Source organism: Komagataeibacter sp. FNDCR2 (assembly GCF_021295395.1).
Classification (GTDB): Bacteria; Pseudomonadota; Alphaproteobacteria; order Acetobacterales; family Acetobacteraceae; genus Komagataeibacter.
Window position 1 is genome coordinate 1,275,247 of sequence record NZ_JAIWOU010000001.1, and the last position, 24,429, is coordinate 1,299,675.

Consider the following 24,429-nt stretch of genomic DNA (forward strand, 5'->3'; position numbering starts at 1 on the left):
TAACCCTTGCGACAGGCCAGAACGCGGGAACTGGCCGCCACGGCCAAAGCAGCGTAATCTCGGGGCATGATAGCACGCCTGTTTTCCAAGACATTATGCCTCTCCCTTCTGTTATGTGGCAGTTGCCTCGGGGCCACCCTGCCGCCTACGCCGCTGGCGCAGCGGGAAATGCCGGTGCAGGCCACGCTTTCCAACGGGTTGCGGGTCGTGATCGTGCCCGACCGTCTGGCCCCCGTCGTCAGCACCGAAATCAGCTACCTTGCTGGCTCAGCCGCCGCCCCGGCGGGTTTTCCCGGCACGGCGCATGCGCTGGAACATATGATGTTCCGTGGCAGCCATGGGCTGGATCGTGACCAGATGGCCGCCATCGGGGCCAGGCTGGGCGGCAGTTACAATGCCGACACCACGGAAAACGTGACGCAATTCTTCTATACCGCGCCCGTGGAAAACCTGGATGTGCTGCTTCATATCGAGGCCCTGCGCATGAAGGGCCTGACCCTGGCGGCCGAAGACTGGACCCATGAACGCGGCGCGATCGAGCAGGAAGTCTCACGCGACCTGTCCAGCCCCGGCTATGTCTATCTGGCCCGGCTGCAATCCATCCTGTTCGCGGGCACGCCCTATGACCATGATGCGCTGGGCACGCGCGCATCCTTTGACCGGACCGACACGGCCATGCTGCGCCGCTTCTACCGGGACTGGTATGCGCCCAACAACGCGATTCTGGTCATAACCGGCGCCGTGGACCCGACCGAAACGCTGGACATGGTCCGTGCGGCCTTTGGCTCCATCCCGGCCCGCAGGCTACCGCCCCGGCCTGAAATCCACCCCGGTCCCGTCCATGCGCAGACCCTGCGTTTTCCTACCGATTACCCGGTCGGGCTGGTCGCCATCGCCAGCCGCATGCCGGGCCAGAACAGCCACGATTACGCCGCTGCGCGCATACTGGCCGATGTCCTGTCCAGCCAGCGCGGCGCATTGTATGAACTGGTGCCGCAGGGGCGTGCCCTGCTGGCCAGCTTCGATTTCGTGACCAAGGCGGATGCGGGCATCGGCATCGCCATCGCCGCGTTTCCCAACGGCGGCTCCCCCGCCCCGTTACAGGCGCGCATGAAGGAAATCCTGCGCACGCTGCGCGAAAATGGCGTGCCGTCCGATCTGGTCGAAGCCGCGAAGCGCAAGGAACTGGCCCAGCTTGGCTTTGCCGCCAACAGTATTTCGGGACTGGCGGAAAGCTGGTCGGAAGCACAGGCCATCATGGGCCTGCAATCGCCCGATGACGAAGCCGCCGCCTATGCCGCCGTCACGCCGGAAGATGTCAACCGCCTGGCGCGGCAGGTGCTTGACCCCCAGCAATCCGTCACCGCCATCCTGACCCCGCGTGATGGCGGCCATCCGGTCACGGACAAGGGGTTTGGCGGCTCGGAATCCTTTGCCAGCGCGCCGGACCATCCGGTCACCCTGCCGCAATGGGCCAATGACAGCCTGCTTGCGCTCCATCCCCCCGTGCCGGCGGGCGCGCCCGCCACCTTCACGCTGCCCAACGGGTTGCGGCTGATCGTGCGCCCTGCTTCGGTCAGCCATACCATCAACCTGTATGGCACGATCCGCCAGAACGAGGACATGCAGGAACCGCCGGGCAAGGAAGGCATAGCCGATATTACCGATGAGCTGTTCCGCTACGGCAGCACCACCCATGACCGGATCGGGCTGCAAAAGGCGTTTGATGATATTGCCGCCACCGAAAGCGCGGGGTCGGATTTCAGCCTGAGTGTGCTGACACCGGATTTTGCCCGGGGGCTGGACCTGCTGGCGGAAAACGAACTGCATCCCGCCCTGCCTGAAGCCGCGTTCAGGGTTGTGCGGGCCAATACCGCCGCCTCCATGTCCGGGCTGCTGCATTCACCCGATTACCTGTTCACGCGCGCCGTGCAGGCCGCCGTCTCGCCCCCAGGCGACCCGTCGCTCCGCAAGCCCGATCCCGCCCGGATCATGAAACTGACCTGGGCGGATTGCCGGGCCTTCTGGGCGGCGGCCTACCGGCCTGACCTGACGACAATCGTCATTACCGGCGATATTACGCCCGATGCCGCCTATGCAACGATCAGCCACGCATTTGGCGCGTGGCATGCCACCGGCCCGACCCCGGTGGTCGACCTGCCCCCCCGGCCCGACAGCCGTGCGCGGATGACGCGCGTGCCCGATCCGTCCAGCATGCAGGCCAGCGTATCCCTGCCCGAAAGCCTTGCCCTGACGGTCGCCAACCCCGACCATTTCGCGCTCAACATGGGCAACGAGATTCTGGGTTCCGGTTTTTCGTCCCGGCTTTATCGCGACCTGCGGGTGCGTACCGGCTATGTCTATACCGTGCGCAGCCACCTGACATGGAAGCGCCACCGCAGCGCCTACAGCATTTCCTTCGGCGCGGATCCGGACAAGGTCGCCGCCGCGCGCACGGCCGCCGTGCATGACATCATGGCGATGCAGGCCCAGCCGGTCAGCGAGGATGAACTGGCCATGGCGCGTGCGGGGATGCTGCGCAGCCTTGCCCTGCAGTCCGCAAGCCTCGACACCATTGCCGCGGCCTACCTGCATTTCACTGATCTCGACCTGCCGCTGGACCAGAACGACATTGCGGCACAGGCCTATTACACCATGAACGCCATCACGATACGTGACGCCATGCGCAAATGGATACGGCCCGCCGACCTGGCGCAGATCATCAAGGGACCGCCTGCGGCACCGTAATGCTGACCTGTTTTCCAGATAAACCGGCGTTTCCTGAAGCTTTTTGAAAAAAGCTTCACCGAAAACTTCTTGTGCCCTGCCGGGTGGTTATGGGCGTGCCTCTTTCCCTGGATGGCCCGGTTACCCCCTTCTTCCTGTGCGGCAAAGTTACAGGGTTGCGGGACGGTATTTTTTCACTCCGTCGCATCATGAAAAAAGGGACAATGCATTTCTGCATTGCCCCTTTGTGGCAGGACTTCCAGCCCGCATATGCAGGCTGGAGTTCCGGCTGGATCAGCTCTCGGCGTTACGGCGACGGATCGCGGCACCCAGAATATCACCCAGCGACGCACCGCTATCGGACGAACCGTAGTCGGAAATCGCCTGCTTGTCTTCCTCGACCTCACGGCCACGGATGGTCAGGGCCAGCTTGCGCGCGGCGCGATCAACCGAGACGATCTTCGCATCGACGCGTTCACCAACGGCGAAACGCTCCGGACGCTGGTCGGCCTTGTCACGGGCCAGTTCCGCACGGCGGATGAAGCCGGTCAGGACGTCGTCAACCTTCACCTCAATGCCGTTCGACTGAACAGCGGTGACGATGCAGGTCACGACCGCGCCCTTCTGCACCTTGCTCAGGGTATCAGCGGCCGGATCTTCCTGAAGCTGCTTGATACCGAGCGAGATGCGCTCCTTCTCCACGTCCACATCCAGAACCTTGGCCTTCACGACCTGGCCCTTTTCGTAGTGGCTCATGGCGACTTCGCCAGCCTCGTCCCAGGACAGGTCGGACATGTGGACCATGCCGTCGATGTCCGCGGACAGGCCGATGAACAGGCCGAACTCGGTGATGTTGCGGATCTCGCCTTCCACCACGGAACCAACCTTGTGTTCCTCGGCGAACTGCTCCCACGGGTTGCGCTGCACCTGCTTCAGGCCCAGCGAGATGCGGCGCTTCGCGCTGTCCACATCCAGGACCATCACATCGACTTCCTGCGAAGTGGCGACGATCTTGCCCGGATGGACGTTCTTCTTCGTCCAGGACATTTCGGAAACGTGCACCAGACCCTCGACACCCGGCTCCAGCTCCACGAACGCACCGTAATCGGTGATGTTCGTGACACGACCGGAATAGCGGGCGCCCGGCGGGTACTTGATCGCCACGTTCTCCCACGGGTCGGCCTCAAGCTGCTTCATGCCCAGCGAGATACGCTGCGTATCGGGGTTGAAGCGGATGACCTGCACGCGGACCGGCTGGCCGATCTGGAGCGCTTCGGAGGGGTGGTTGATGCGCTTCCATGCGATGTCGGTCACATGCAGCAGGCCATCGACGCCGCCCAGGTCCACGAACGCACCGTAATCGGTGATGTTCTTGACCACGCCGTCAAGGATCATGCCTTCCTTCAGGCCCTGGATCAGCTCGCTGCGCTGTTCCGCACGGGTCTCTTCCAGCACGGCGCGACGCGAGACGACAATGTTGCCACGCGCACGGTCCATCTTCAGGATCTGGAACGGCTGCGGCACGCCCATCAGCGGGGTCACGTCGCGCACGGGGCGGATATCGACCTGGCTGCCGGGCAGGAAGGCCATCGCGCCGCCGAGGTCAACGGTGAAGCCACCCTTGACGCGGCCATAGATGGTGCCGTTGACGCGCTGGTTGCCTTCGAACGCCTTTTCAAGGTTCGACCAGGCTTCCTCGCGGCGGGCCTTCTCGCGCGACAGGACGATGGAGCCGTCACGATCTTCGTACCGTTCGACGAACAGTTCGATCACGTCACCCGGCTTGACATCGGGGGCGACACCCGGCGGGCCGAATTCCTTCAGGGCGACGCGCCCTTCGCTTTTCAGGCCGACATCGACGATCGCGTATTCATCCGTCAGGCGGACAACGCGACCGGTGACGACGGAACCGTCAAATGCGGAATCCCGACCGAGAGTTTCCTCAAGAAGGGAGGCAAAGTCCTCGCCACCCCTGTAATCGGCGACGGGCTGTGTTGTGGCTGAAGCCATGGGCTACTCGTAAATCCTGTAACCACATCTCACCTGACAGGGAGATGATGGACAATCCTGCGCCCCCGCCAGCCCCGCGCATGCGGGGCATGGGAACGGCTTGCCCCGCGTAAACGCCACGACACGGTCGTGGCTCGCCAGACGGGCCAGTTGTTGATGTCATGCCCCGCAACACACGGATGCCGGGCATATACCGCTGTGCACAGACACCCTATGGGTGGCGTGTGTCAATAAAAACCATGCCCGGGGTGGATAGTTCCCGCACAAAAGCGCGCTAGCGCGTCATGTCGGCCACGATACGCAGGGCTTCGGACAGGACTTCGTCGGCGGTGAGGCTGTCCGTCTCGATGCGTATGGCGTCGCGCGCCACGCACAGGGGGGCGACGCTGCGGCTGGAATCCGCCGCGTCACGCGCGACGATCTCCTGCTCCACGCGGGTAATCTGCGCCTCGCGATCCGGTGCGTCGGGGTCGGTGGCGAGCTGTTCCCACCGCCGCTCGGCACGGGTGCGGGGGGACGCGGTGATGAACAGCTTGACCGAGGCATCGGGGAAGATGACCGTGCCGATGTCGCGCCCGTCCAGCACCGCGCCATGCACCCCGGCAAAGCGGCGTTGCAGGTCGACCAGCGCGCGCCGCACGGCGGGCTGGGCCGCGACAAGGCTGGCGGCGCGGTCCACTTCGGGCACGCGCAGGTCGGTGCGGCGCAGATCCTCCAGCCCGACGGTCGCGGCGAAGGCGTCGGCCGGGGCGTGCGCGGGGTCAAGCCCGGCGTCGATCATCCGCCGCCCGGTCGCGCGGTAGAGCAGCCCCGTATCCAGGTAAGGCAGGTCCAGCGCCGCCGCCAGCCGCTTGGCCAGCGTGCCCTTGCCCGCCGCGGCAGGGCCATCAACCGCAATGACCAGCCGCCGCGTCATGCCCCGAGCCCTGCGCCGATGCTGTTCATGAGGGTGACGAAACCGGGGAAGCTCGTATCGATGAACGCGGTGTCATCCACGCTGACCGGCCGGCCCGCGGCCAGGCCCATCACGATGGCGCTCATGGCCAGGCGGTGGTCCATGCGGGTCTTGACCAGACCGCCGCCGGGAATGGCGCCCCCCGTGCCATGCACGATCATGTCGTCCCCCACCACCTCGACACGGACGCCATTGGCTTCCAGCAGGGCGACGGTGGCGGAAAGACGGTCGCTTTCCTTCACGCGCAGTTCCTCCAGCCCGCGAAAGCGCGACTGCCCGGTGGCATGCGCCGCCGCGACCGCCAGAACGGGGTATTCATCGATCATGGAGGGCGCGCGCGTGGCCGGGACATCCACGCCATGCAGCGCGCCGGCGGTGGCGGTGATGTCGCCCACCGGCTCGCCACCTTCCACGCGTTCGTTGGTGATGACCAGATCGGCGCCCATTTCACGCAGCGAGGTGAACAGCCCGGTCCGCAGCGGGTTCAGGCCCACGCCCCGCACGCTTACCTTCGACCCCGGCACCAGCAGCGCCGCCACCAGCACGAAGGCGGCGGAAGACGGATCGCCCGGCACCACGATGTCGCGCGCCACCAGATCGGGACGCCCCTGGAGCGTGATGACCCGCCCCCCCGCGCCAAGGGGTTCCACCCGCACGTCCGCGCCAAAATGACGCAGCATGTTTTCGGTATGGTCACGAGTCGCGACCGGCTCCTCCACCCGCGTCTCCCCCACGGCGTTCAGGCCCGCCAGCAGCACCGCCGACTTGACCTGTGCTGACGCCACCGGCAGCCGGTAGGACAGCGGCGGCGGGTTGGCGTTCCCCGCGATGGCCAGCGGCAGGCGCCCGCCCTGGCGCGACAGGAAAGTGGCCCCCGTCGCGGCCAGCGGGTCCGTGACGCGCTTCATCGGGCGGCCACGCAGGCTGGCGTCGCCCGTCATGACGGAGGTGAAGCCATGGCTGGCCAGAATACCCGACAGCAGGCGCGCCGCCGTGCCGGAATTGCCCATGTCCAGCACATCCCCGGGTTCACGCAGGCCATCCAGGCCACAGCCCTCCACCGTCCATGCGCCCGCGCCGGTGCGGGTAATGGCCGCGCCCAGCGCACGCATGGCGTCGGCGGTGCGCAGTACGTCCTCGCCCTCCAGCAGGCCCGTGATCCGCGTGGTCCCGCGGGCAAGGGCCGCGAACATCAGGGAACGGTGGCTGATCGATTTGTCACCTGGCACATTGATCGAACCGGACAGGGGCGCACGCGGGGCATGAACCGTCAGCGCGCGGACGGAAGATTGGACATGATCGGTTTTCATAACGCATCCAATTCCGTATTCCGGGTGGCAAAGTCAATCTCGGATCGGCATGATTATGGCACCGGCGCGAACCCGGCGTTTGACATTATACGCGCAAACTGGCATGGGGCTGCGCCTTTTGCCACGTCCCGCTATTGTGGCTTCATTCATCATTATAACAGGATCGACAGGTTCAAGATGGCTCAGCCCAACCTCGGCACCAAGCGTGTCTGTGTCTCCTGCAGCGCCCGTTTCTACGATCTCAACCGCAATCCGGCCGTCTGCCCGAAATGCGGAGCGGAACAGCCGGTGGAAGCGCCCCGCGTGCGCCGCCCGGTGGAAGCTGCCCCCGAATCCAAGCCCAAGACGAGTGAAGACGCACTCGACAACGATGTCGATGTCGATCTGGACACGGATGAGGACGAGGACGCCGATGATGTCCTGCCCGATGACGCCGGGCTGGATGATGACGACGATGACGACATCAGCAGCGCCGATATCGACGTGAAAACCGACAAGGAAGATCACGACAACTGATACGCCCGGCCCGGACCCTGCGCCGGGCCGCCCGCATCAGGCGGCGGGATTGCGACGCTCGATCTCGACACCGACCGATTCGGCGTCGTCAAAAATATCGAGCTTCTCGACCCGTACGCGCGTGACGCGAATCCGCCGTTCCGCCAGCACGGCGGCGGCGATTCGCTCGGCCAGCGTTTCCACCAGCCCGACATGCCCCTGCGCCACCAGTTCACGGACCAGCAATACGACACGTTCGTAGGAAACCGTGCGCGCAAGCTCATCGGCCCCCACATCCCGCGTCAGGTCATCGGGCACCCCGAACGCGACGTTGACGCGGATGCGCTGTGTCACCCCCTGCTCATGCGCGAAGACGCCGATGCGGGCATCCAGCACCATGTTGCGCACGAACAGGCAGCGTAACGGCACGGGGTCGTTCCAGGGGGGCAGCATAAACATGGCGAATCCGGTGGTTTGAGGCCTTCAGGCCGGTGGGCGCGCGGGACTCCACTGCAGGTGCTGCCCCCCATCAAGGGCCAGCATCTGCCCGGTGACCGAAGGCAGGCAGAGCAGCGACAGCGCGGCGCGGGCGATTTCATCGGGTGTGGCGGCGTGACCGAGCGGCACCGCCGCGCATTGCCGCGCGAACTGTTCCGCCGTCTGCCTGGGTGTGGGCAGGACCGGGCCGGGGCCGATCGCATTGACGCGGATATTGCGCGGGGCAAGCGCCAGCGCCATGGTCTGCGTCAGGGTCCACAGCGCCGCCTTGGAAACCGTATAGCTGACAAAATGCGGGGTCAGCGACCACACCCGCTCATCAAGCATGTTCAGCACCATGCCACTTGCCTGCGGCGGAAGCTGATGGGCGAAGTCCTGCATCAGCACGAAGGGCGCGCGGGTATTGGGCTCCATATGGGCATCCCACCCTGCGCGCGTGGCGGTGTCCCATTCATCGCGCTGGAACACGCTGGCATTGTTCACCAGCACGCCCACCGCCCCCATGCGCCCTGTAACCGATGGCATGAGGGCACGTACCGCATGTTCATGCGACAGATCGGCCTGGAACAGTTCCGCCCGGCGGCCAAGGGCGCGGATTTCCGCCGCGGTTTCCGCCGCAGCCGGAGCGGATTCGTTATAATGGAGGGCGATGTCAAAACCCGCGCGGGCCAGTTCCAGTGCGATCGCCCGGCCCAGCCGCGCGGCCCCGCCCGTAACCAGCGCCACGCGCGGCATGGCGGCGGGCACGGGCCATGCCATGGTGGCCGTCATGCGGGCCTGCGGGCCATGATGGCAGCGGCAAGGGTTCCGTCATCCAGCACATCCAGCGCGCCCCCCACGGGCACGCCCTGCCCCACGCGGCTGACCTGCACGTCAAAACGCGCGAGCCTTTCGTGCAGCCAGTGCATGGTGGTGGCCCCCTCCACCGTCGTACCCAGCGCAAGGATCACTTCGCGCACGCCGCCCGCCGCGATGCGGTCGAACAGGGGCTGTACGTTCAGGTCATCCGGCCCGATGCCGGACAGGGCCGATAATGTCCCCCCCAGCACCTGATAGACGCCGCGATGCACCCCGGCGCGCTCCAGCGCCCAAAGGTCGCCCACGTTTTCCACCACGCAGACCAGCCCGTCATCACGGGCGGGATCGGCGCAGATGGCGCAGGGATCGGAGGTGTCCAGATTGCCGCAGCCCGAGCATGTGCGTACGGCGCGCGCCGCCTGCTCCATCGCCTCGGCCAATGGCAGCATGCGCGCATGGGGCTGGCGCAGCAGGGCCAGCGCCGCGCGGCGGGCCGAACGTGGCCCCAGCCCCGGCAGGCGCGCCAGCAGGGTCACCAGCCGGTCGATTTCACCCCTGCCGCTCATGGTTCCCCCGCGCGCTGGATCAGAACGGGAATTTCATCCCACCGGGCAGGCTCAGGCCGCCGGTAACCTTTTTCATTTCCTCGCTGGCGGTGGTGTCCAGCTTCTTGCGGGCATCGGCGCTGGCGGCAAGGATCAGATCCTGAAGCATTTCCATTTCCGCCGGGTCGGCCAGCTTCGGGTCGATCGTGATCGCCTTCATGTCGCCCTTGCCGTTCATGGTGATGGTGACCATGCCCGCGCCGGCACTGCCCTCGATCGTCATGGCTTCGAGCTTGGCCTGCATTTCCTCCATGCGGGCCTGCATCTGGGTGGCCTGCTTCATCAGGCCGGCAAGATTTTTCATGTTTCGTATTCCTCCTCAGGCAAAATCGTCGGTATCCAGATCGTCCTCATCAACCAGATCGGCATCGAGGGGCGCGAATTCGAGATCCGGGGCCAATGTGCCACCCGCCATTTCCTCGGGCGGCAGGCCGTAATCATCAAGCGCGTGATCCGTGACTTCTCCCAGCCGGGCGGTGGGGAAGACCTCCATCACCGCCTGCACCAGCGGGTGGGCCGCCGCCGCAGCACGGTGAAGCTGGATGATCTCCGCCCCCTGCTCGGCCAGGGTCGGCTCACCCTGCGCATCGGACAGGCGCACCTGCCAGGCCGGGTCACCCGTGCCCTCGCGCAGCAGGCTTTCCAGCCGCCGGGCAAGACCGGGCAGGCTGTTGCGCTCCACGCGAATCTCGATCAGCGGCGGCGCGAAGGCGACCAGATGCGTGGCGTGGCGCAGATGCCCATGCAGCATGGCGTCGCGACCGGACACGAACGCCACGGCTTCGCGCCATGTACGCGGCGGTACGACAGGCTGCGCTTCGGGTACGGTTTGCGGCGTGGCCTGCGGCGCCGGGCGGGGCACGTCCGCCACCCGCATGCCGCCATTGGCCACCATGCGGATGGAACGCTCCCCATCCCCGCCGCCAGAGGGCAGTGCGGGGGAAAGCGCCCCGGCGCCCTGCACGCCCGACGCTCCGTTCGGCGCAGGCGTGGAAACCGGCAGGGGCGCGGCTGCCGCGTCCTGGCCCATCACCTTGCGCACCAGATCGCCCGGCGGTGGCAGGTCCGCCACGTAGCACAGGCGGATCAGGATCATTTCGGCCGCCTGCCTGCGGTCGGGGGCCTGCTCGACCTCCGCCAGGCCCTTGAGCAGCATCTGCCATGTCCGCCCCAGCACCGGCACGGGCACCTGTTCGGCCAACGCCGCGCCGCGCTGGCGCTCGGCTTCGGGCAGTTCGGGATTGTCCCGCAGGGCCGGAATCGCCTTGATGCGGGAGACGGTATGCACCAGTTCAAGCATGTCGCCCAGCAGCACGCCCAGATCGCCACCGCGTTCGTACACATCCGTGGTGATGTCCAGCGCGCGGTCGGGCCTGCCCCCCAGCACGGCGTCGAGCAGGTCGAATACCAGCCCGCGATCGGCCAGGCCGAGCATGTCGGCCACCAGATCCATGCCGATGGGGGCGGCGTCCGTACCCCCCTCCCCATCCAGCGTGCCCTGCGCTATGGCCTGGTCCAGCAGCGACAGCCCGTCACGCACCGACCCGTCCGCCGCGCGCGCGATAAGCGACAGCGCATCGGGGGCGAAACGGACATGCTCGGCCTGCGCGACCCGGTCGAAATGCGCCGCCAGCATCACCTGCGGCACGCGGCGCAGGGCGAAGGTCTGGCACCGCGACAGGACGGTCACCGGCACCTTGCGCAGTTCGGTGGTCGCGAAGATGAAGGTGACCTGCGCGGGCGGTTCCTCCAGCGTCTTGAGCAGCGCGTTGAACGCGTTGCGCGAAAGCATGTGGACCTCATCGATGATGAAGACCTTCATGCGCCCCTGCATGGGGCGGAAACGCGTCGCCTCGATGATTTCGCGCACGTCGTCCACCCCGGTGCGCGAGGCGGCGTCCATTTCCAGCACATCGGGGTGCCGGTCGGCCAGGATGGCGACGCAGTTGGGGCAGACCCCGCACGGGTCGGCCGTGGGGCCGCCATTGCCGTCAGGGCCGGTGCAGTTGAGCGCGCGCGCGATGATGCGCGCCGTGGTGGTCTTGCCCACGCCACGCACGCCCGTCAGCATGAAGGCATGCGCGACACGGCCCAGCGCGAAGGCGTTGCGCAGGATACGGACGGTGGTTTCCTGACCGATCAGGTCATCGAATGTGGTGGGGCGGTATTTGCGGGCCAGCACACGGTAGGGCGTGGCGGACGCCACGGATGGCTGCGGTGCGTCACCAAACAGGCCGGGGCCATCTGCGGGCGGCGCAGGCAGCCCGGCCTCCTCGGAACGATCCTGATCCGACGGGACGGTCATTGATGCATCCGGGCTGGAGAAGTGGCCATCGCGCCAGACGCGGTGGCGACACGGAAACTGTGGGTGGAAGACCGGCCATAACCCGGACGAAACTCACTATGGCTGCTTCCTTCCGGACCTGACCAGGTTAGCAAGGTATCCGTCTACAACCGATCTCCCGAGCGGGTTCTAACACATACACCCGCCCCATGCACAAGGGGGCCGGACAAAAAATCGCATCCCCCCGCTGGGGACCGGACGGGGATGTCCCATGCATGGCGATTCGCCCCCTATTCCCCCACCGCCGCGCCGGAGCGGTGGCGCATGTCGGCCCCGCCATAATAGCGCATGGTGCTGGCCTGCCCGATACGCGGGCCACCTGCCAGAATGCTTTCCGCCAGCCCCCACGGCGCGTGTTCGCGTATGGTGTATCCTTCATGCGTGAGCGTATGGGTGACGGCGGGCGACAGCGCGCCGTGCTCCACCTCCACCACATCGGGCTGCCACTGTTCATGGATGCGGGGCAGGTCGACCGCCTGCTGCACATCCAGCCCGTAATCGACAACCCCCATCAGGACGGACAGGATGATGGTGGGAATGCGCGACCCACCCGGACTGCCCAGAACCATGACCGGCCGCCCCCCGCGCGAGACGATGGTCGGCGCCATGGACGAAAGCGGCGTCTTGCCCGGGGCGATCGCATTGGCCGCGCTTCCCACGATCCCGAACATGTTCGGCGCACCGGGACGGGTGGAGAAGTCGTCCATCTCGTCATTCATCACGATGCCGGTGCGCCCCGCCACGACACCGGCGCCAAACCAGCCATTGAGGGTATAGGTCACGGCCACGGCCATGCCGTTTGCGTCCGCGATGGAATAATGGGTGGTTTCCTCCTTTTCCGGGGCGGGCGCACCGGGGCGCAGGCTGGCGGAGGGAAGCGCGTGACCAGGGGGCAGGTACCGGCGGATCTCGCGCGCGTAGGCCGGGTCGTTCAGGTGCTGCACCGGATTGCTGACAAAGGCCGGATCACCCAGCGCCTGCCGGTCGGCATAGGCATGGCGCATGGCCTCGAGCATGCGCTGCACGCTGGCGGCCGTATGCAGGCCAAGGGCGTGCATATCGTAACCCGACAGGATGTTCAGCATCTCGCACAGCGCGATGCCGCCGCCACTGGGCGGCGGCGCGGTATCTATGTGGTAGCCGTGATAGTCACACGCCAGCGGCGTCATGACACGGGTATGGTAGTCGGCAAAATCCCGGCGGGCGAGAATGCCGCCGCCCTTCGTGCTGGCCCGGACAATTTCGCGCGCGATGGGCCCCGTGTAGAAGGCGCGGGTTCCACGGCGTGAAATCCGCTCCAGCGTGCGGGCCAGATCCGCCTGTACCAGCCGGTCCCCCGCCACGAGGGGCGAGCCATCGGGATGCAGGAAGATTTTGCGCGCATAGGGATCGCGCGCAAAAGCCGCCGTGGAGGTATGAAGCAGATCCACATCGCTCTGCTTGAGGACAAAGCCATCGCGCGCCAGTGCTATGGCCGGGGCCATCACCGTCGCGCGCGGCAGGCTGCCCCAGCGGTCATGCACCTGCTCGATGCCCGCCACGGTGCCGGGAACGGCCACGGCCCGCCACCCCGTGACGGAAGCCCCGGCAATGACATTCCCCGCCGCGTCCTGATACATGGTGGGCGTTGCCGCGCCGGGGGCATGTTCGCGAAAATCCACGAAGCTGACCTGCCCGTCCGGCGTGCGCAGCGTCATGAAGCCCCCACCGCCGATATTGCCCGCAGCGGGGTAAACCACCGCCAGCGCGTAGGCGACCGCCGCCGCCGCATCCACCGCGTTGCCGCCACGGGCCAGAATACCCGCCCCCACGTGGGAGGCGATGTCCTGCGCGCTGACCACCATGCCATTGCGGCCCGGCACGGGGGCCAGGGCGACGGGCTGGCCGGCGGCGGTCGTCTCGAACGCCAGCGGGTCCGGTGGCGCCGCCGCCCGAACGCCACCGGGCAGGCTCAGGCCAAGGATGGCGAGAAAGAGGGTTCGATAACGCAAAAGCTCCGGCCCCGCTGGTCTCAGGCCACCGGAGGATAGGGCGGGCAGGTCAAGCCCGCGGGGGAAAGGGTGAAGACCTCGCACCCTTCTTCCGTGACACCCAGCATGTGCTCGAACTGGGCCGAGAGGGAACGGTCGCGGGTGACGGCTGTCCACCCGTCATCAAGGATCTTCACATCGGGACGGCCGATGTTGAGCATGGGCTCGATGGTGAAGAACATGCCCGGGCGCAGCACCAGCCCCTCACCGGGGCGGCCATAATGCAGCACGTTGGGCGGCGCGTGGAAGGTGCGGCCGATTCCATGGCCGCAGAAATCCCGCACCACCGAAAAACGGCGTGCTTCGGCATAGGTCTGGATCACATGCCCGATGTCACCCAGCGTGGCGCCGGGCCGCACGGCCTCGATGGACAGCATGAGCGCCCGGTATGTCGCCTCGATCAGCTTCTGCGCCTTGATGGAAATATTGCCGACCGTGTACATGCGGCTGGTATCGCCATACCAGCCGTCCAGGATGACGGTGACGTCGATATTCAGGATATCGCCATCCTTCAGCGCCCGGTCGCCCGGAATGCCATGGCAGACGACATGGTTGATCGAGATGCAGCTTGATGCCGGATAGCCACGATAGCCCAGCGTTGCCGGGACCGCGCCATTGGCCAGCATGAAGTCATGGATCAGCCTGTCGAGTTCGCCCGTGGTCACCCCTTCACGCACATGCGGCGTGATCATGTCCAGCGTGCGGGCGGCAAGCTGCCCGGCCGCACGCATACCGGCAAAATCTTCCGGGGCGTGAAGCTGCACCCCGCCGCCGTGCATATCGCCTTCCATGCCGTTATCCTTTCCTGTACTCGACACATGACCATCCGCCCGCGGTCATGCAAGGGACGCCAGGAACCTGCCTGACCCGCCCGTCAGCCGCGCCGGATGGATAACGGGCTTCCTATACAGCGCCGGATAGCGGCTGTCAGCTTCGGGCCTTCGCATGGCTGTGCACGCCATGGGCCACACGCCCCATACCCACCAGATGCACATGCGCCCGCACCGGGGCCGGATGCGCATGCACGACCGCCCCATGCCCGCGCCGGAGCCGCGCATAGGCCGCCGGAATGGCCGGGAAGGCCGCGACCTGGTCCGCGCCACCATGCAGCCGGGCGGAGGCAAGGCGCAGCCCATGGCGCGCCGAAGCGGACGACGTCGTGGCGCGCGCCAGCAGCAGCGGGCGCATCGCGGGCCGGCCGGCGGGAACCGGGGCCACGCCTTCCGCCTGGAAGCTGCTGTCCAGCAGGGACGCCATGGTCCTGTTGCGGCGGTTGTTGGAGGTCGCCCCCATGACCACGCCGATCAGCCGGACATTATCGCGCATGGCCGAGGTGACCAGGTTATGCCCGGCTTCGTCGGTATAACCCGTCTTCAGCCCGTCGGCGCCGGGATAGGCGCCCAGCATGGGGTCATGATTGGGCACGGTCCGGCCATGGAAATAGAATCCGGGCACCGCGAAGTAGTGATAATACTCGCCATAATCCACGATCAGGTGCCGCGCCAGCGTGGCGAGGTCGCGCGCCGATGTCATCTGTTCCGGATTCGGCAGGCCCGACGCATTGCGGAACACGGTGTCGTACATGCCAAGGCGACCGGCCTCGCGCGTCATCATCGCGGCGAAGCGGGTCTCGTCCCCGCCGCCCAGGAATTCACCCAGCGCGCAGGCGGCGTCATTGGCCGATTTGGTGACGAGCGCCAGCACAGCCTGCTCCACCGTCAGGTGCGAACCCGGGCGCAGGCCCAGTTTGGAGGGTTCCATGGCGGCCGCATGGACCGAAACCGGCATGACCTGATCGAACGAGACCTGCCCCGTCCGCACGGCCTTGAACGCCAGGTAAAGCGTCATAAGTTTCGTAAGGCTGGCGGGATAGCGCCGCAGGTCGGCATCCTGCTGGGACAGGACGGCCCCGCTGCGGGCATCGACCACGATGGTGCTGACCTGCCCGACATACTGGGCGCGGGCGGCCTGCATGCCACCGCACCCGATCACCAGCCCGACAGCGGCTGTAACCTTCATGCGCGCAAGGCAGGCGGCGAAGACACGGCTCATGGAATGGTGAAACCTGCGCGTGCAATAATCATCATACGGCTTCCGGGCGCGCGGTGATTATCCGGCACCCCTCCATCCAGTCATGGGTTGCGTGGCTGCAACCATACTAAAAGAAAGGTTTTATGTCCGTCCAGAGCGTATTTGATGTTCCGCCCGCGTTAACGCCAGCACGGGGTGCTGGCGGGCAGGGTGCAAAAAATCCTTCCGCCACCCCATGCGCCCCCTTTCAACCAGCGGCAAAGTTCCAATATGGTAACTGTCATGTCTGCTATTGCTCGACCCTCCCTGCCCCACCCCGTGCCGCAGCCCGGCATGGACAGCTTCCGTCCGCGCGGACATGGGGGCAATACGCCGCCACGCCGCAATGGCGGGCAGGATTCGCCACCCGGCAATGATGACGGCATGATCGATGTTGTCATCCGCACCCGCCCACAGACCCGTAAACCGGCGATGTACAAGGTGCTGATGCTGAACGATGACTACACGCCCATGGAATTCGTGGTGCATGTGCTGGAGCGTTTTTTCCAGAAAAACCGCGAGGAGGCGACGGACATCATGCTGCATGTTCACAAACGCGGCGTTGGAGTCTGTGGGGTCTTTACGTACGAGGTGGCGGAAACCAAAGTAACGCAGGTGATGGATCTGGCCCGCCAGAACCAGCACCCGCTGCAATGCACGATAGAGAAGGACTGAAACACCACGGACACGTCCCACTCACAGCCCCCGTCGCGATGCGATCGCGTTCCATGGCATTTTGTGCTGGCATTTCCACCACAACAGGGCAAGGATTGTCCTGACCTACCGGTTATGATCTCCGGGGCCACGATGGCCCCTCTTGGAAAAGGAGCGTCTCGGCATGTTGTCACGTAATCTTGAACAGACGCTTCACCGTGCGCTGACATTGGCCGGCGATCGTCGGCATGAATATGCAACACTTGAGCACCTCCTCCTCGCACTGATTGATGACCCGGATGCCGTAACGGTGTTCCGCGCCTGCGGGGTGGACCTGAACAAGGTGCGCACTGACCTCACCGACTTCCTTGACAAGGATCTGGCGGGACTCGCCGCGGACCGCACGGTCGATCCCAAGCCGACGGCGGCTTTCCAGCGCGTGATCCAGCGCGCCGCCATTCACGTCCAGTCCACCGGGCGCGATGAGGTGACGGGGGCGAACGTACTCGTCGCCCTGTTTGCCGAACGCGAGAGCCATGCCGTCTATTTCCTGCAACTGCAGGACATGACGCGGCTGGATGCGGTGAACTTCATCTCCCACGGCATCGCCAAGGCCCCGGACCGCTCCACGCGCCGCCCCGTTGCCGGAAGCACGCCCGACGGCGCGGAAAGCGAGGAACGCGGCAAGGCCAGCCAGAAGAACCAGGATGCGCTGTCCACCTACTGCACCAACCTCAACGAGAAGGCGCTGGACGGCAAGGTCGACCCCCTGATCGGTCGCGACTCCGAAATCGAGCGCACCATCCAGATCCTGTGCCGCCGCACCAAGAACAACCCGCTTTATGTGGGGGATCCGGGCGTGGGCAAGACCGCCATCGCCGAAGGGCTGGCCAAGCGCATTGTCGAAGGCGACGTGCCGGAGGTGCTGCTCAACGCCACCATCTATTCACTGGACATGGGCGCGCTGCTGGCGGGCACCCGCTACCGTGGTGATTTCGAGGAACGGCTGAAGGCGGTCGTGACCGAACTGGACAACAACCCCGGCAGCATCCTGTTCATTGACGAGATCCACACCGTCATCGGCGCGGGGGCGACATCGGGCGGCGCGATGGACGCGTCCAACCTGCTCAAGCCCGCGCTGGCGGCGGGCACCCTGCGCTGCATGGGATCGACCACCTACAAGGAATACCGCCAGCACTTCGAGAAGGACCGCGCACTGGTACGCCGGTTCCAGAAAATCGACGTGGCGGAACCCTCGGTCGATGATGCGGTCAAGATCCTGCGCGGGCTCAAGATCAATTACGAAAAGCACCACAAGGTGCGCTACACCGATGACGCGATCCGGGGTGCGGTGGAACTTTCCGCCAAATACATCCATGACCGCAAGCTGCCCGACAAGGCCATCGACGTCATTGATGAAGTCGGGGCCTCGCGCATGCTGGTGCCTGAAAACCGCCGCCGCAAGACCGTGACCCTGAAGGATGTGGAAGATATCGTGGCGAAGATCGCCCGTATTCCGCCCAAGAGCGTTTCCACCGATGACAAGGAAACCCTGCGTTCGCTCGAACGTGACCTCAAGGGCATGGTTTACGGGCAGGACAAGGCGATCGAGACCCTTACGGCCGCGATCAAGCTGTCCCGCGCCGGGCTGCGCGATCCGGAAAAGCCGATTGGCAACTACCTGTTCTCCGGCCCCACGGGTGTCGGCAAGACGGAAGTGGCCAAGCAGCTTGCCAGCACGCTGGGTATCGAGCTGATCCGCTTCGACATGTCGGAATACATGGAGCGCCATTCGATTTCCCGCCTGATCGGCGCGCCGCCGGGCTATGTCGGTTTCGATCAGGGTGGACTGCTGACGGACGCCATCGACCAGCACCCGCATGCGGTCCTGCTGCTTGATGAAATCGAGAAGGCGCATCAGGATCTGTACAATGTGCTGTTGCAGGTCATGGACCATGGGCGGCTAACCGACCATAACGGCAAGACGGTCGATTTCCGCAATGTCGTGCTGATCATGACGACAAACGCGGGCGCTGCCGACCTGAGCAAGGAAGCGATCGGGTTTGGCCGGACATCGCGCGAGGGCGATGATGAAGACGCCATCAAGCGCATCTTCACGCCCGAGTTCCGCAACCGGCTCGATGCGATCATTCCCTTCGCCAACCTGTCGCCCGAAGTGGTGGACCGGGTGGTGGAGAAGTTCATCTTCCAGCTTGAAGCACAGTTGGCGGACCGGAACGTGATGATCGAAATCTCGTCCGCCGCGCGCGAATGGCTGGCGGAACGTGGATATGACCGCCTGTATGGCGCACGCCCGCTGGGCCGGGTCATACAGGAACACATCAAGAAGCCGCTGGCCGAGGAACTGCTGTTTGGCAAGCTGACCAAAGGGGGAGTCGCCAAGATTTCGCTCAAGGATGGCAAGCTTGACTTCGAATATATCTCGCAGGCGGAAAATGCATCCGCCGAAGGGGATGAAGGAGACAGCACCCGCGAGGCGGAAGCCGCCGACTGACGGAAACATCCATCGGAACAATGAAGCAGGGGTCAGAAATGACCCCTGTTTTCTTATGGTGTTCCCTATTCCATGGCCTGAAGGATTCCATGCTTACCGCCGCCATTTATATTCCTGCCGCTTTTGCTGAAATTGGTGGCTGTTTCTGTTTCTGGGCCTGGATGCGTCTGGGGCGGCCGGCGCTTATATTGGTGCCGGGCTGTCTCTCCCTTGTGCTGTTCGCGTGGTTGCTGACCTTCAGCCCGGCGGATAACGCGGGCCGGGCTTATGCCATCTATGGCGGCGTCTATATCGCGGCCAGCCTGATCTGGTCATGGCTGGTGGAAGGACAGCCGCCCGACCGGTGGGACATGACCGGCGCCGTGATCTGTATCATAGGGGCCGCGATTATCCTGCTGGGCCCGCGCGGATAGAAGCCGCTTTTTTTCAAAAGACCGCCTACTGGTATCGGTTTGCGTTGATCACGACGTAACCCTCCACCGGCCAGTTACGGCCCGTGCCATGGTGGGTCCAGTCGATGCCCTGACTTCGCGGGCTGTCGTAGTAGTACCGTCCCAGCACATCGGCCCGGTCCCCTTTGGCCACCCATGGCCATGCGGGGGCCGACATCCGGTCCAGATCGGATACGATGCGGATGGAAACACCGCTGCCGGTATCGACATAGAAATATCCATGCCAGCCGCTACGTGTGCGCCGCGCCTGCGAGACCGCGATGACGCGGCCACACACATGTTCCACCCGGTCGGCATGGTAGCCGGTCGTGCTTTCCGCCATCTCCACATCGGACAAGAATTTAGGGTTGTCGCATTGCAACGGGACGTGGCCGACGTCGGGTTGCCCGTGCTGCGCTTCACCCCGCGCATGGCTCCGGCTCCGGGCCTGAGCGGCTGATGGCGGCATCGCCTGCGCGGCCATGACCGCCATCAGTCCCATCACGCCATATCGCCACAACCGCCTTGCCGCCATCGGACCATTCCCCCTGTGTATCGGATCACAGTCTTTTGGGGGGTGTGGCGGAAGCCGTCAATGAAGCGGGCCGTGGGTGGGGCCATGCGCTGTGGGGGGCGCTTCGGCCAGAAGCTGCTGGCGGGCTTTTTCCATCTCCGCCTTCATGGCGGGGTCCACCTTGGGCACCTTCAGGTCCATCTTTTCCAGCGCATCGATAATGGCTTCGATCACCACCAGCCGTTCAAACCATTTCTGGTCCGCCGGCACGACAAACCACGGCGCGTCAGGGTGGGCCGTGCGGCGGATCGCGTCCTCATATGCCCGCTGGTAATCATCCCAGTAATGGCGTTCGTGAATATCGGCGGCGGAGAACTTCCAGTTCTTGGAATGGTGGTCGATACGGCGCAGGAAACGCTGGCGCTGTTCCTCCTTGGAAATATGGAGGAAGAATTTGAGTACGACCGTACCCTGCCGCGCCATGTACCGTTCAAAATGGCTGATGTCCTGATAACGGTCTTCCCAGAATGAAGGCTGTTTACGCAGCTTTGGCGGCAGGCATTCATGGTCCAGCAGTTCGGGATGTACGCGGGTGACCAGTACTTCCTCGTAATGACTGCGGTTGAAAATCCCGATCCGGCCCGCCAGCGGGGCGGCAAGATGCTCGCGCCACAGATAGCCATGCGCCAGTTCAACCGGGCCGGGCTGCTTGAAGGACGTGACACTGACCCCCTGCGGGTTGATGCCGGACATCACGTGTTTGATCACGCCATCCTTGCCGCCCGAATCCAGCGCCTGCAGCACCACCAGCAGGGACCATGTCCCCTCGGCGTAAAGCAGTTCCTGCAGGCGGGACAGGTCGTTTATGCGTGTCCTGAGCAGTTGCTTGCCGGTTTTCTTGTCCAGACCGCAGGCTTCCGCCGCACGGGTGGGACAGGCGGAAAGGGAAAAGTCCTGTCCGTTCGTGACCTGGAATCTGCGCGCCAGTTTCCGGCCGGGATCATTGCTGGCCATGTTCACTCCTTCATGCCACGTGCGACCGCAAGCCCGCCTGCCGCCTGGCAGGTCGGCATCATTTCAATCTCGTTGATGTTGACGTGGCGGGGCAGTGAGAGAACCCATGCCACCGTCTCGGCTATGTCGACGGGCAGAAGCGGCTTTGTTCCTTCATAAACCGCCGCCGCCTTCGCATCATCGCGCAGGCGGACATTGCTGAACTCGCTGCCGCCGCACAGGCCGGGTTCAAGGTTGGTCACCCGCACGTTATGGCCCAGCAGGTCGCAGCGCAGGTTGCGCATGAACTGCCCGACGAAGGCCTTGGTCGCGCCGTACACATTGCCACCCGTGTAGGGATAGATCCCCGCCGTGCTGCCCAGTGAGACGATATGCCCACGGTCACGCGCCACCATGCCGGGCAGCAGCACGCGCGTCAGTTCGACCATGCCGGTCACGTTGGTGGAGATCATGGTCCGCCAGTTGGTGATGTCCGCCTCCTGCGCCTTGTCCATGCCCAGCGCCAGACCGGCGTTGTTGACCAGCACGTCCACCTCCCGCCACGCTTCGGGCAGGCTGTCCGGTACGGCCGCGATCGCCGCCGTGTCATCCATGTCCAGCCGGAAGGGAAGCAGGCCGGGGCCAAGGCGGGCGGCCAGGGCATCAAGGCGTTCCTGCCTGCGGCCCGTTGCAATCACGCGGTAGCCGTCATGTACGAGGCGTTCCGCGATCGCCTGGCCGAATCCGGCCGTGGCGCCTGTGACCAATGCAATCTGCGTCATCGGAATTCTCCTTCCTGCATGGATGGGGTCAGGGGCCAGCCTTGCATACCGACCGCATGCCTGATAGGGGCAATCGCCAATCCGTGTAGTACCTGAAACAGTTGCAAATCAGGACAAATCAGGTTCTATGCTGGTACATGGTTTCGTTCACGACAACTCCTGGCTGCAGCCTGACCGGCCACCTGCTGGTGGCGACCCCGGCGCTTACCGATCCCGCGTTCGCGCGCAGTGTCGTCTATTTATGCGCCCACACCCCCGAAGACGGGGCCATGGGCCTTGTGGTCAACCGCCGCCTGTCACAACCCGTTCTGGATGATGTGTTTGAACAGCTTGGCATCGCCCCCGTGCCGCCACGCCGCCGCATCAACCTGTGCGCGGGCGGGCCGATGGATAACGGGCGCGGCTTCGTGCTGCATACATCGGACTGGAGCGGCGATGGCAGCCTGCCGGTGGACCGCACCACCACCCTGACCGCAAGCCTAGACGTGCTGCGTGACATAGCCGATGGCAATGGCCCGGCCCATGCGCTGCTGGCCATGGGCCATGCAAGCTGGGATGCGGGCCAGCTTGAGGATGAAATGCTGCATCACAATGCGTGGATCACCGCGCCCGCGACCGAAAACATCGTTTTCGGCCCCGATCATGACACTAAATGGCGGCAGGCGCTGGCCAGCGTGCGGATCGACCCGGCATGGTACAGCGCCGCCGCGGGTCACGCCTGAACGGCGACCCTGCCGTCCCTACCAGCGTAGCGAGGGCATGCAGGCCACCGGGGCCAGTCCCGCCGCGGCGACTTCCGCCACCGCGAGGTCATAATCGGGATTGCGCCCCTGCTGCCAGTTCCCGCCCAGCATTTCCTGATGGATACCCCCCAGCACCCAGCATCCATCAATCCCTACCGTTGCGGCCCCGCGCATGTCGGTCGCCAGCGCATCACCCAGCGCCAGCACCCGGTTGCGCGGCACGTCCAGAAGCGACAGCGCCAGTGCATAGACTTCCGGATGGGGCTTGCCGATCCAGCGCACCGCGCCGTCATGTTCCTCGTACCAGCTTGCCATCGCCCCGGCGCAGATCAGGCGCTGGGCGCCGCGAATGACCTGCTGGTCCGGATTCGCGCAGATCATGGGCAGCTTATGGGCCACGCATTTTTCAAGCAGCGGCAGGTAGGGGGTCATGTCTTCTTCCCCCAGATCGGCGTCCGGCCCGGTATTGAGTACGAAATCAGCCCGGGCGGGGTCCGTGACCACATCAAGGTCCAGCCCCGTATAGACATCCACATCCTTGTCCGGCCCCAGATGCACCATCCGGCGGCCAAGCCCCGCGAACCACGGATCCGTGCGCGCCGCCAGCATGCGGTGCGTACATTCGCCACTGGTCATGATGGCGTCATACAGATCCGCGCCAACCCCCATGCGGTGCAGGCCCGGTTCCACCGTGGCGGTGCGCCGTGGCGCGTTGGACAGCAGCACGATCCGCTGTCCCCTGCCGCGCAGACGCTTCAGGCAGTCCAGAACGCCCGGATAGGGCGCGACACCGTTATGCACCACCCCCCACAGGTCCAGGATGAAGCCGTCATATCCATCCGCGAGGTCGGCCAGCCCGTCATGCCATTTCATTTAAGCGCCGTGCCTTTCGCATCGGCCAGCATCTCGAAGCCTTCCGCCCGCATGGCGCGCAGGGTCTCCGCCTTGAGGCGGCTGATAATGCCCGGTCCCTCATAGACATAGGACGTATAGATCTGCACCAGATCCGCGCCAGCGCGCACGCGGTCGAGAATATCCGCCCCGGTTTCGATCCCGCCGCAGGCCACCAGCGCCACGCGCCCATCGACCACACGGGCCACCCGCGCCAGCATGTCCTGCGCCAGCGCGCGCAGCGGGCGACCGGACAGGCCGCCACTTTCCGCCGCGTGCGGGCTGCGCAGCCCGGCGGGGCGGGAAATGGTGGTGTTGGACACGATCAGCCCCTGCACGCCCCCTGCAATCGCGGCCTCGACCACGCCGGGCACATCGTCGGGCGCGATATCGGGCGAGAGCTTGACCAGCAGCGGGGGCCGTTCGGGATGGGCGGTATTGATCGCGTCCAGAATCCCCTTCAGCCGCGTGGCCTCCAGCAGGTCGCGCAGGCCCGGCGTATTGGGCGATGACAGGTTGATGACGATATAATCGACATAATGCTTAACCCGCCCGACCAGCATGGGGTAATCGCGCTCCGGGTTGGCGCCGGTCTTGTTGATGCCCAGATTGGCCCCGACCGGCACATGCGCGCCCGGCGCGCGCCGGGGTGAGGACACCCGGTGCAGCCGCGCAAGGCGCACGGCAAACCGGTCGATACCCTGGTTGTTGAACCCCATGCGGTTGATGATGGCGCGGTCTTCCGTCAGCCGGAACAGGCGCGGCTGCGGGTTGCCGGGCTGCGGGCGCGGCGTGACGGTCCCCGCCTCGACCAGCCCGAAGCCGGAGCGCGCCAGCGGGCGGACCACGAGCGCGTTCTTGTCAAACCCGGCCGCCATGCCGATAGGGTTGGGAAACCGCAGCCCCATGGCCCGCACGGACAGGGCCGGGTCGTCCGCGCCGGGACACGATACGCCACCAAGACCGAGTTGCAGGGCGTCAAGGGCGATACGATGGGCATCCTCTGGGTCCAGACGCCGCATCAGGGGCAGGATCATACGCGACATAATATTCATGGGGGGAAT

At 65.2% G+C, this 24,429-nt stretch carries 22 protein-coding genes and 1 other RNA gene; 6 read left to right on the forward strand and 17 right to left on the reverse strand.

Going from position 1 to position 24,429, the window contains the following annotated elements:
• Window positions 1-66: 66 nt before the first annotated feature.
• Window positions 67-2,748 carry a pitrilysin family protein gene (locus tag LDL28_RS06080; protein ID WP_233057689.1) on the forward strand — a complete coding sequence of 894 codons (2,682 nt, stop codon included), beginning with the start codon at window positions 67-69 and terminating at the stop codon, window positions 2,746-2,748.
• 273 nt (window positions 2,749-3,021) lie between these two features.
• Here the strand turns inward: LDL28_RS06080 and rpsA are convergent, their stop codons facing one another.
• The 3 genes from rpsA to aroA form a co-directional block, all read right to left on the reverse strand.
• Window positions 3,022-4,737, reverse strand: a complete 1,716-nt coding sequence (gene rpsA, locus LDL28_RS06085) for a 30S ribosomal protein S1 (protein WP_233057690.1) — start codon at window positions 4,735-4,737, stop codon at window positions 3,022-3,024.
• A gap of 274 nt (window positions 4,738-5,011) precedes the next feature.
• Window positions 5,012-5,653 (reverse strand): d(CMP) kinase, encoded by a 642-nt coding sequence (locus LDL28_RS06090; protein WP_233057692.1) that lies wholly within the window; start codon window positions 5,651-5,653, stop codon window positions 5,012-5,014.
• Window positions 5,650-7,002 (reverse strand): 3-phosphoshikimate 1-carboxyvinyltransferase, encoded by a 1,353-nt coding sequence (aroA, locus tag LDL28_RS06095; protein ID WP_233057694.1) that lies wholly within the window; start codon window positions 7,000-7,002, stop codon window positions 5,650-5,652. The genes LDL28_RS06090 and aroA overlap by 4 nt, the downstream gene beginning before the upstream one ends.
• Before the next feature lie 177 nt (window positions 7,003-7,179).
• Between aroA and LDL28_RS06100 the strand changes: the two genes are divergently transcribed.
• The gene (locus tag LDL28_RS06100) at window positions 7,180-7,518 is read left to right on the forward strand and encodes a TIGR02300 family protein (protein ID WP_233057696.1); all 339 of its coding nucleotides are present in this window, start codon (window positions 7,180-7,182) and stop codon (window positions 7,516-7,518) included.
• A gap of 36 nt (window positions 7,519-7,554) precedes the next feature.
• Here LDL28_RS06100 and folB read toward each other — a convergent pair whose 3' ends face one another.
• The 9 genes from folB to LDL28_RS06145 all read right to left on the reverse strand — a co-directional run bounded on the left by folB (window position 7,555) and on the right by LDL28_RS06145 (window position 15,824).
• Complete coding sequence (gene folB / locus LDL28_RS06105) at window positions 7,555-7,956, reverse strand: dihydroneopterin aldolase (protein WP_233057698.1); 402 nt, start codon at window positions 7,954-7,956, stop codon at window positions 7,555-7,557.
• Between the two features lie 24 nt (window positions 7,957-7,980).
• A complete protein-coding gene (locus tag LDL28_RS06110; RefSeq protein ID WP_233057700.1) occupies window positions 7,981-8,766 on the reverse strand; it encodes an SDR family oxidoreductase in 786 nt (261 codons plus the stop codon).
• On the reverse strand, window positions 8,763-9,359 hold the full coding sequence (gene recR / locus LDL28_RS06115; protein WP_233057712.1) for a recombination mediator RecR: 597 nt from the start codon (window positions 9,357-9,359) through the stop codon (window positions 8,763-8,765). Before recR ends, LDL28_RS06110 begins: the two co-directional genes overlap by 4 nt.
• 19 nt (window positions 9,360-9,378) lie before the next feature.
• A complete protein-coding gene (locus LDL28_RS06120) occupies window positions 9,379-9,702 on the reverse strand; it encodes a YbaB/EbfC family nucleoid-associated protein (protein WP_233057714.1) in 324 nt (107 codons plus the stop codon).
• A gap of 15 nt (window positions 9,703-9,717) precedes the next feature.
• Window positions 9,718-11,703, reverse strand: a complete 1,986-nt coding sequence (locus tag LDL28_RS06125; RefSeq protein ID WP_233057716.1) for a DNA polymerase III subunit gamma/tau — start codon at window positions 11,701-11,703, stop codon at window positions 9,718-9,720.
• A 63-nt stretch (window positions 11,704-11,766) separates the two neighbouring features.
• Window positions 11,767-11,861: signal recognition particle sRNA small type (gene ffs / locus LDL28_RS06130), an RNA gene on the reverse strand.
• A gap of 111 nt (window positions 11,862-11,972) precedes the next feature.
• Entirely contained in the window at window positions 11,973-13,733 is a 1,761-nt protein-coding gene (ggt, locus tag LDL28_RS06135; protein WP_233057718.1) for a gamma-glutamyltransferase, read from the reverse strand.
• Window positions 13,734-13,753: 20 nt separating this feature from the next.
• The gene (map, locus tag LDL28_RS06140; protein WP_233059210.1) at window positions 13,754-14,563 is read right to left on the reverse strand and encodes a type I methionyl aminopeptidase; all 810 of its coding nucleotides are present in this window, start codon (window positions 14,561-14,563) and stop codon (window positions 13,754-13,756) included.
• Between the two features lie 136 nt (window positions 14,564-14,699).
• The gene (locus tag LDL28_RS06145) at window positions 14,700-15,824 is read right to left on the reverse strand and encodes a D-alanyl-D-alanine carboxypeptidase family protein (RefSeq protein ID WP_233057720.1); all 1,125 of its coding nucleotides are present in this window, start codon (window positions 15,822-15,824) and stop codon (window positions 14,700-14,702) included.
• 312 nt (window positions 15,825-16,136) lie between these two features.
• On the opposite strand from LDL28_RS06145, the gene clpS reads away from it, so the two are divergent.
• From clpS to LDL28_RS06160, 3 genes are all read left to right on the forward strand, one after another.
• Entirely contained in the window at window positions 16,137-16,517 is a 381-nt protein-coding gene (gene clpS / locus LDL28_RS06150) for an ATP-dependent Clp protease adapter ClpS (protein WP_025812526.1), read from the forward strand.
• Between the two features lie 163 nt (window positions 16,518-16,680).
• Window positions 16,681-19,011, forward strand: coding sequence for an ATP-dependent Clp protease ATP-binding subunit ClpA (clpA, locus tag LDL28_RS06155; RefSeq protein ID WP_233057722.1), 2,331 nt, complete (start codon window positions 16,681-16,683; stop codon window positions 19,009-19,011).
• 89 nt (window positions 19,012-19,100) lie between these two features.
• Window positions 19,101-19,424, forward strand: coding sequence for a YnfA family protein (locus LDL28_RS06160; RefSeq protein WP_233059211.1), 324 nt, complete (start codon window positions 19,101-19,103; stop codon window positions 19,422-19,424).
• A gap of 25 nt (window positions 19,425-19,449) precedes the next feature.
• On the opposite strand, the gene LDL28_RS06165 is transcribed toward LDL28_RS06160, so the two are convergent.
• From LDL28_RS06165 to LDL28_RS06175, 3 genes are read right to left on the reverse strand one after another with little or no spacing between them, the layout of a single operon-like run.
• Window positions 19,450-19,977 carry a hypothetical protein gene (locus tag LDL28_RS06165; protein WP_233057724.1) on the reverse strand — a complete coding sequence of 176 codons (528 nt, stop codon included), beginning with the start codon at window positions 19,975-19,977 and terminating at the stop codon, window positions 19,450-19,452.
• A gap of 57 nt (window positions 19,978-20,034) precedes the next feature.
• Window positions 20,035-20,970 carry a polyphosphate kinase 2 family protein gene (locus LDL28_RS06170; RefSeq protein WP_233057726.1) on the reverse strand — a complete coding sequence of 312 codons (936 nt, stop codon included), beginning with the start codon at window positions 20,968-20,970 and terminating at the stop codon, window positions 20,035-20,037.
• Window positions 20,971-20,972: 2 nt separating this feature from the next.
• Window positions 20,973-21,731, reverse strand: a complete 759-nt coding sequence (locus tag LDL28_RS06175; RefSeq protein WP_233057727.1) for an SDR family NAD(P)-dependent oxidoreductase — start codon at window positions 21,729-21,731, stop codon at window positions 20,973-20,975.
• Window positions 21,732-21,868: 137 nt separating this feature from the next.
• On the opposite strand from LDL28_RS06175, the gene LDL28_RS06180 reads away from it, so the two are divergent.
• Entirely contained in the window at window positions 21,869-22,453 is a 585-nt protein-coding gene (locus tag LDL28_RS06180; protein ID WP_233057731.1) for a YqgE/AlgH family protein, read from the forward strand.
• A gap of 18 nt (window positions 22,454-22,471) precedes the next feature.
• Here the strand turns inward: LDL28_RS06180 and LDL28_RS06185 are convergent, their stop codons facing one another.
• A complete protein-coding gene (locus tag LDL28_RS06185; RefSeq protein WP_233057733.1) occupies window positions 22,472-23,347 on the reverse strand; it encodes a TIGR01459 family HAD-type hydrolase in 876 nt (291 codons plus the stop codon).
• Window positions 23,344-24,420 (reverse strand): quinone-dependent dihydroorotate dehydrogenase, encoded by a 1,077-nt coding sequence (locus LDL28_RS06190; protein WP_233057734.1) that lies wholly within the window; start codon window positions 24,418-24,420, stop codon window positions 23,344-23,346. The genes LDL28_RS06185 and LDL28_RS06190 overlap by 4 nt, the downstream gene beginning before the upstream one ends.
• Between the last annotated feature and the right edge of the window lie 9 nt (window positions 24,421-24,429).